Genomic DNA, 7,089 nt, shown 5'->3' with positions numbered 1-7,089 from the left:
CATTAGAAAACTCAATATAATCTCTTAAATAATTTCTTTCCATATTAATTTTACCTTATAATTGCCTTCATACTTAAGCAAACATAAGATTTTACTTCTAATTTTTATACTAAAAACGCATTTTTCAGTCTTCAAACTCAGTTTTAAGACCTTCTCAACTATAAGCTGAGATTGAAAACTGTAATTTTAAAAAACAAACTAAAACACATCTTATCAACAACTTAAAATAATTCACAATTTATAATTCATAATTTATAATTATTTTTTACATTTGCACCCGAATTGGACTAACCTCTGGCGAGATCCGTGAATGTTACTCTAAATAAAACTATAATAATAAAATTATCATGGCAGATTTATTAAAATTCGTTCAAGACGAATTCGTTGCTAGAAAAGATTTCCCTGAATTTGGAGCTGGAGATACTATTACAGTATTCTACGAAATTAAAGAGGGTGAAAAAACAAGAACTCAGTTTTTTAAAGGAGTTGTTATTCAAAGAAGAGGTTCTGGTAACACAGAAACTTTCACAATTCGTAAAATGTCTGGAGCTATTGGAGTTGAGCGTATCTTCCCAGTAAACTTACCAGCTTTACAAAAAATCGAAATCAACAAGAAAGGTTCTGTTCGTAGAGCTAGAATTTTCTACTTCAGAGAACTTACTGGTAAAAAAGCTAAGATTAAAGATAAAAGAAGATAATCATTTATCTAATTGTTATAAAAAACTCGTTTCATATCATTTGAAACGAGTTTTTTTTTGCTCCAAATTTCCGAAATAATAAAACTGCAATTTTTTAATATCAAAATCATCGATTTGGCAATTTAACGTGTGCGAATTAGCAATCTGATAATTCCAGTATTTCTCGGTAAAACTATACCGTTTTCGGACTGTTTTTATTATATTTGCTCCGCTCATTTTGAGCCGACTATATCATTCACATCGCCATTCCTTGACGACACGATTATAAAAAAAAAAAAATGACACAGAATTCAAAAATTTTTTACACCTTAACTGATGAGGCGCCGTTATTAGCGACTTACTCTTTATTACCTATTGTTCAAGCTTTTACTTCCACAGCTGGTATTGCTATTGAAACTAGAGATATCTCGTTAGCAGGAAGAATTTTATCTAATTTCCCTGAGTCTTTAACAGATGCTCAAAAAACAGGTGACGCTTTGGCTGAATTGGGTCAATTAGCGACAAAGCCAGAAGCTAATATTATCAAGTTACCAAACGTTTCTGCATCTGTACCACAATTAAAAGCTGCTATTGCTGAATTGCAATCACACGGTTATAACATTCCTAATTTCCCAGAAGATCCGCAAAACGATACTGAAAAAGAAATTAAAGCAAAATATGCAAAAGTATTAGGTTCTGCAGTAAACCCAGTTTTACGTGAAGGAAACTCTGATCGTAGAGCTCCAAGAGCCGTTAAAAACTTTGCAAAAGCAAATCCGCACTCTATGGGTGCTTGGTCTGCTGACTCAAAAACTAAGGTAGCTTCTATGCCAAATGGTGATTTTTACGGAAGTGAAAAATCACTTACGGTTACTGAAGCTAATGATGTAAAAATTGAATTTGTTGCTAAAGACGGTTCTACAACTGTTCTTAAAGCAAGTACTCCTTTAAAAGCTGGTGAAATTATCGACAGCTCTGTAATGCATTTAAAAGCTTTAAAAAGTTTTGTTGCTGAAGCAATTGCTGAAGCTAAAGCTGCTGGAGTTTTACTTTCTGTGCACTTAAAAGCTACAATGATGAAAGTTTCAGATCCAATTATCTTTGGCGCTATCGTTGAAGTTTATTTTGCTGATCTTTTCAAAAAATACGAAACTTTATTCAAAGAATTAAACATTGACACTAGAAATGGTTTAGGTGATATCTATGCAAAAATTGCAGGAAAACCTGAGCAGGCTGAAGTTGAAGCTGCAATCAATGCTGCTATCGAAAACGGACCAGCTCTTGCAATGGTAAATTCTGATAAAGGAATTACAAACTTACACGTTCCTTCTGACGTAATTGTAGACGCATCTATGCCTGCTATGATTCGTACTTCTGGACAGATGTACAACAAAGAAGGAAAACAACAAGATACAATCGCTATTATTCCAGATCGTTCTTATGCTGGAATTTATACTGCAACTATCGATTTCTGTAAAAAACACGGTGCTTTTGATCCTAAAACAATGGGAAGTGTTCCTAACGTTGGATTGATGGCTCAAAAAGCAGAAGAATACGGATCGCATGATAAAACTTTCCAATTGAAAGAAGAAGGTGTTGTTCGCGTTGTCGATGCAAATGGAACTGTTTTAATGGAGCAAAATGTTGAAGCAAATGACATTTTCAGAATGTGTCAGGCAAAAGACGCTCCTATTCAAGACTGGGTTAAACTAGCTGTAAACAGAGCTCGTTTATCAAGTACTCCTGCCGTTTTCTGGTTAGACGAAAACAGAGCGCATGACAGAGAATTGATTGCAAAAGTTCAAAAATATCTTAAAGATTACGATACTACAAACTTAGATATTCGCATTTTAAATCCAGTTGCTGCAACTGAATTTACTTTAGACAGAATCATCAAAGGTTTAGATACTATCTCTGTAACAGGAAACGTTTTACGTGACTATTTAACAGATTTATTCCCGATTTTAGAATTAGGAACTTCTGCAAAAATGTTATCTATCGTTCCTTTAATGAACGGTGGCGGATTGTTTGAAACTGGTGCTGGAGGATCTGCTCCTAAACACGTTGAGCAATTTACAGAAGAAGGATATTTACGTTGGGATTCATTAGGAGAATTTTTAGCTCTTGGTGCTTCTTTAGAGCATTTAGGACAAACTTTAAACAATTCTAAAGCAATTGTTTTAGCTGAAACTCTTGACGAAGCAAACGATAAATTCTTAGCAAACGATAAATCTCCTGCTCGTAAAGTTGGACAAATCGATAACCGTGGTTCTCACTTTTACCTTGCATTCTATTGGGCTCAGGCTTTGGCTGCTCAAAATAAAGATGCTGAATTAAAAGCTATCTTTACTCCAATTGCTGCTGAATTTGAAGCTAATGAAGCTAAAATTGATGCTGAATTAATTGGTGCACAAGGAAAACCTCAGACTCTTGGCGGATACTATCAGCCAACGCCTGAATTGGTAAGCAAAGCAATGCGTCCTAGTGAAACATTCAATGCAATTATTGCTAAAATAAAATAATTCAGCCGCACCGCTGTGCGTCTCTATAATAAATACCGAAAGGACAACTCGCAAGGTTGTCCTTTTTTTATTCTTAACTAATGTTTAACAAAATTCAGTCTGCTATATTTAGTAAGAATTATTAACTATGTAGTTCAAAACCAAAGCAATGATTACAAAAAAGATTAGTTTACTTCTTATCCTTATTTTTACCACATTTGCTTCTTTTTCTCAGGAAAAATTCACCCTCAGCGGAACCATAAAAGATTCTAAAAACAACGAAAGTTTAATTGGTGTAAACGTTTACATTTCTGCTTTAAAAATTGGAACAACTACAAACGAATATGGTTTTTATTCCCTTACAGTTCCCAGCGGCGAACATGAAATTGAAATTAGTTATTTAGGCTACCAAACCATTCATAAAACCATTATTTTAGATCAAAATACTAAAAGTAACTTCTCAATCAGCGAAAGCGGTCAAGAACTTCAAGAAGTTATTATTAAAGATAATAAAGGCAGAATAAATATTAAGTCGCCAGAAATGAGTGTCAACAAACTCTCTATTTCTACCATTAAAAAAATGCCTGTAGTATTAGGTGAAGTCGACGTTATTAAATCTATTCTACTGCTTCCGGGAGTAACTAATGCAGGCGAAGGTGCATCTGGATTTAATGTGCGAGGCGGCGGTGCTGATCAAAATTTAATTTTATTAGATGAAGCTACAATCTTTAACTCTTCTCACGTATTTGGATTTTTCTCTGTTTTTAATCCAGATGCAATCAAAGATTTAAAATTGTACAAAGGAGGAATCCCTGCCAGATTTGGAGGTCGTGCCTCTTCAGTTTTAGATATTTATCAAAAGGATGGAAGCAGTAAAAATTTTCACATGAATGGAGGAATTGGTTTAATATCAAGCCGATTACTTTTAGAAGGGCCAATTGTAAAAGACAAAGGTTCTTTTTTAATTGGCGGAAGAGCTTCATACGCCCATTTATTCTTAAAACTATCTGAAGAAAACAAAGACAACTCTGCTTATTTTTATGATCTAAATGCGAAATTCAGTTATAAATTAAACGACAACAACAGCTTATATTTATCTGGATATTTTGGAAGAGACGTTTTCAGTCTTAATAAAAACTTTACGAATACTTACGGAAACTCTACTTTAAATCTTCGTTGGAATCACTTGTATTCTAATAAACTATTCTCGAACTTATCCTTGATATACAGCGATTATTATTATGGTCTTGATTTGGATTTTGTTGGCTTCAAATGGGATTCGGGCATCAAAAACTATAATATTAAATACGATTTCAAACACTACATTTCGGATAAATTCAAACTAAATTATGGCTTAAGCGGTATTTATTATGATTTTAATCCCGGAACTATTAAACCAAGCAATACTACTTCTGGAATAAATCCAGATCAACTGGATCGAAAATATGCATTTGAACCATCAATTTATTTAGATGCCGAAAGCCAGCTTTCTAAAAAAATAACAATGGCATATGGATTACGCTACAGCTTGTTTTACCGTTTAGGCGCATCGACCATTAATTATTATGACAATAATAATCCTGTGCTTTTTAACACGGATATGCAGATTTACGAAAAAGCAACTCCATCATCTACAAAATATTTTGGTTCTAATAAAGTTATTCAGGATTACAACAACTTAGAACCGAGATTCTCTGTCTCTTATCAATTAAATGACGATCAAGCCATAAAAGCAAGTTACAATCGCATGGCGCAATATCTTCAATTAATTTCGAATACCTCATCTCCTACTCCGCTGGATGTCTGGATGCCTAGTGATAATTACATTAAACCGCAGCTTGCTGATCAAGTCGCTTTGGGGTATTTTAGAAATATTAATAATGGCGTTTACTCTCTTGAAGTTGAAACCTATTATAAAAAAATCAAAAACAGACTAGATTATATTGACGGTGCTGATTTAATTGCAAATGACGCGATTGAACAAGTAATTTTAAACGGACAAATGCGTGCATATGGTGTAGAAATTATGTTGAAGAAAAATGAAGGTAAATTTAATGGATGGATTTCTTATACTTTATCTAAATCAGAACAACAGACACCGGGAAGAACTCCAGAAGAAACAGGCATCAATAACGGAAAATGGTACAGTTCTGCTTATGACAAAACACATAATTTAGCTGTAACATCAGCTTACAACTTAAACGATAAATGGTCGTTTGGCGCTAATTTCATCCTGCAGTCAGGACAGCCTGTTACATATCCAATCGGTCAATATGAATATTTAGGAATTACAGTTCCAAGTTATGGCCTTCGAAATAAAGATCGTCTGCCCGCTTATCATCATTTAGATATTTCGGCCACTTTAACACCAAGAAAAAACAAAGACAGAAATTGGAAAGCTGAATGGGTTTTTAGTATATACAATCTCTACAATCGCCAAAATGCAGCATCAATCAACTTTAGGCAAAACCTAGACACAGGAGTAAATGAAGCTGTACGATTGTCAATCTTTGGTATGGTGCCTGCTGTCAGCTATAATTTTAAATTTTAAAGAAGTTTCAGTTCTGTAGAGAAACAAAAAAAATATTATGAAAAAAGTTATTTTATTAATCGTATTATTTACATCTGCGCTTTTTACAAGTTGTGAAGAAGTTGTAGAGGTAGATCTTGATACAGCGCCTCCAAAATTAGTAATTGAAGCCTCAATAAACTGGCAAAAAGGCACAACAGGAAAACAACAGGTAATAAAATTAACTACAACTACAGGGTATTTTGAAAATAAGGTGCCAATAGTTTCTGGAGCTGTTGTTTATATTAAAAACAGTAAAAACAAACGATTTAATTTTACTGAAGCCCCAAAAACAGGTCGCTATATTTGTAATGATTTTGAACCAAAAATTGAAGAAACCTATACATTAACCATTATTAGCGGCGGAAGCACTTACACCGCAAGTGAAACTCTAAAATCCGTAGCGCCCATAACTAGAATTGAACAGAATAATAAAGGCGGCATTACAGGAACTGATATAGAAATAAGAGCCTTTTATAACGACCCTGCAAATGAGGATAATTTTTACTTATATAAATACGAGTATTCAAAAAAAGTAACCTCTACTTATTATGTTGGCGAAGATAAATTCTACCAAGGCAACGAATACTTTAGTAAATCAGATGATGAAGATATTGAAGTGGGCAATGAGATTCAAGTAACACATTTGGGCATTTCAAAACAATATTACAATTACATGAGCATTTTAGTAAGCATTGCGGGAAGTAATGCTGGAGGTCCATTTCAATCACCGCCTGCAACTGTAAGAGGAAACATTATCAACACAACAGATAAGGCAAATTATCCGTTAGGGTATTTTGCACTCAGCGAAACAGATTCAAAAAAATATAAAATTGAACTAAGTGATAAAAATGGAAGCACAAATTAAAATCGCAACCGAAAAAAACTAATTGGAAAACGAATCAATATGTCGTTTATTGAAAATCGAACGTTTCAATTATGGAGCAGCTTTATGCCAAAACGCCGTGAAATTAAAAATTCAATTGACTCTAATTTATACTCTTTAGAAGTTTTTTCACCAAACCATTTTGACAATTTTGATCCCAATAAAAGTTTTCAAAAATGGGCAGCAATAGCCGTTACTAATTTTGATGTAATTCCGTCAGAAATGGAAACACTAGTAATACCAACTGGTTTGTATGCCGTTTTTATTCATTATGGCCCAGCATCTGAAGGACACAAAACCTACCATTCTATTTTTGCAGAATGGCTTCCAAAATCAGAATACACTGTTGATGACAGACCTCATTTTGCAGTAATGGATCATAAATACAAAAAAGACGACCCTAACTCTGAAGAGGAAATCTGGATTCCGATAAGAAATAGAGACTAATTTTCAACT

General features: G+C 33.8%; 5 protein-coding genes. All 5 read left to right on the top strand.

Annotated features, from left to right (window positions below; genetic code table 11):
• Positions 1-347: 347 nt before the first annotated feature.
• Positions 348-698 carry a 50S ribosomal protein L19 gene (rplS, locus tag BOW55_RS16055; RefSeq protein WP_089055403.1) on the top strand — a complete coding sequence of 117 codons (351 nt, stop codon included), beginning with the start codon at positions 348-350 and terminating at the stop codon, positions 696-698.
• Positions 699-976: 278 nt separating this feature from the next.
• Entirely contained in the window at positions 977-3,199 is a 2,223-nt protein-coding gene (locus BOW55_RS16050) for an NADP-dependent isocitrate dehydrogenase (protein ID WP_129024937.1), read from the top strand.
• A 148-nt stretch (positions 3,200-3,347) separates the two neighbouring features.
• Positions 3,348-5,729, top strand: coding sequence for a TonB-dependent receptor (locus tag BOW55_RS16045; RefSeq protein ID WP_129024936.1), 2,382 nt, complete (start codon positions 3,348-3,350; stop codon positions 5,727-5,729).
• Between the two features lie 37 nt (positions 5,730-5,766).
• On the top strand, positions 5,767-6,615 hold the full coding sequence (locus BOW55_RS16040) for a DUF4249 domain-containing protein (protein ID WP_129024935.1): 849 nt from the start codon (positions 5,767-5,769) through the stop codon (positions 6,613-6,615).
• A 39-nt stretch (positions 6,616-6,654) separates the two neighbouring features.
• Positions 6,655-7,080, top strand: coding sequence for a GyrI-like domain-containing protein (locus BOW55_RS16035; protein ID WP_129024934.1), 426 nt, complete (start codon positions 6,655-6,657; stop codon positions 7,078-7,080).
• Positions 7,081-7,089 lie beyond the last annotated feature (9 nt).

The sequence above is a fragment of the Flavobacterium sp. YO12 genome (assembly GCF_004119495.1).
GTDB lineage: Bacteria > Bacteroidota > Bacteroidia > Flavobacteriales > Flavobacteriaceae > Flavobacterium.
The sequence above is the reverse complement of the archived record's forward strand: the minus strand, read 5'-3'. Positions and strand labels throughout refer to the sequence as shown.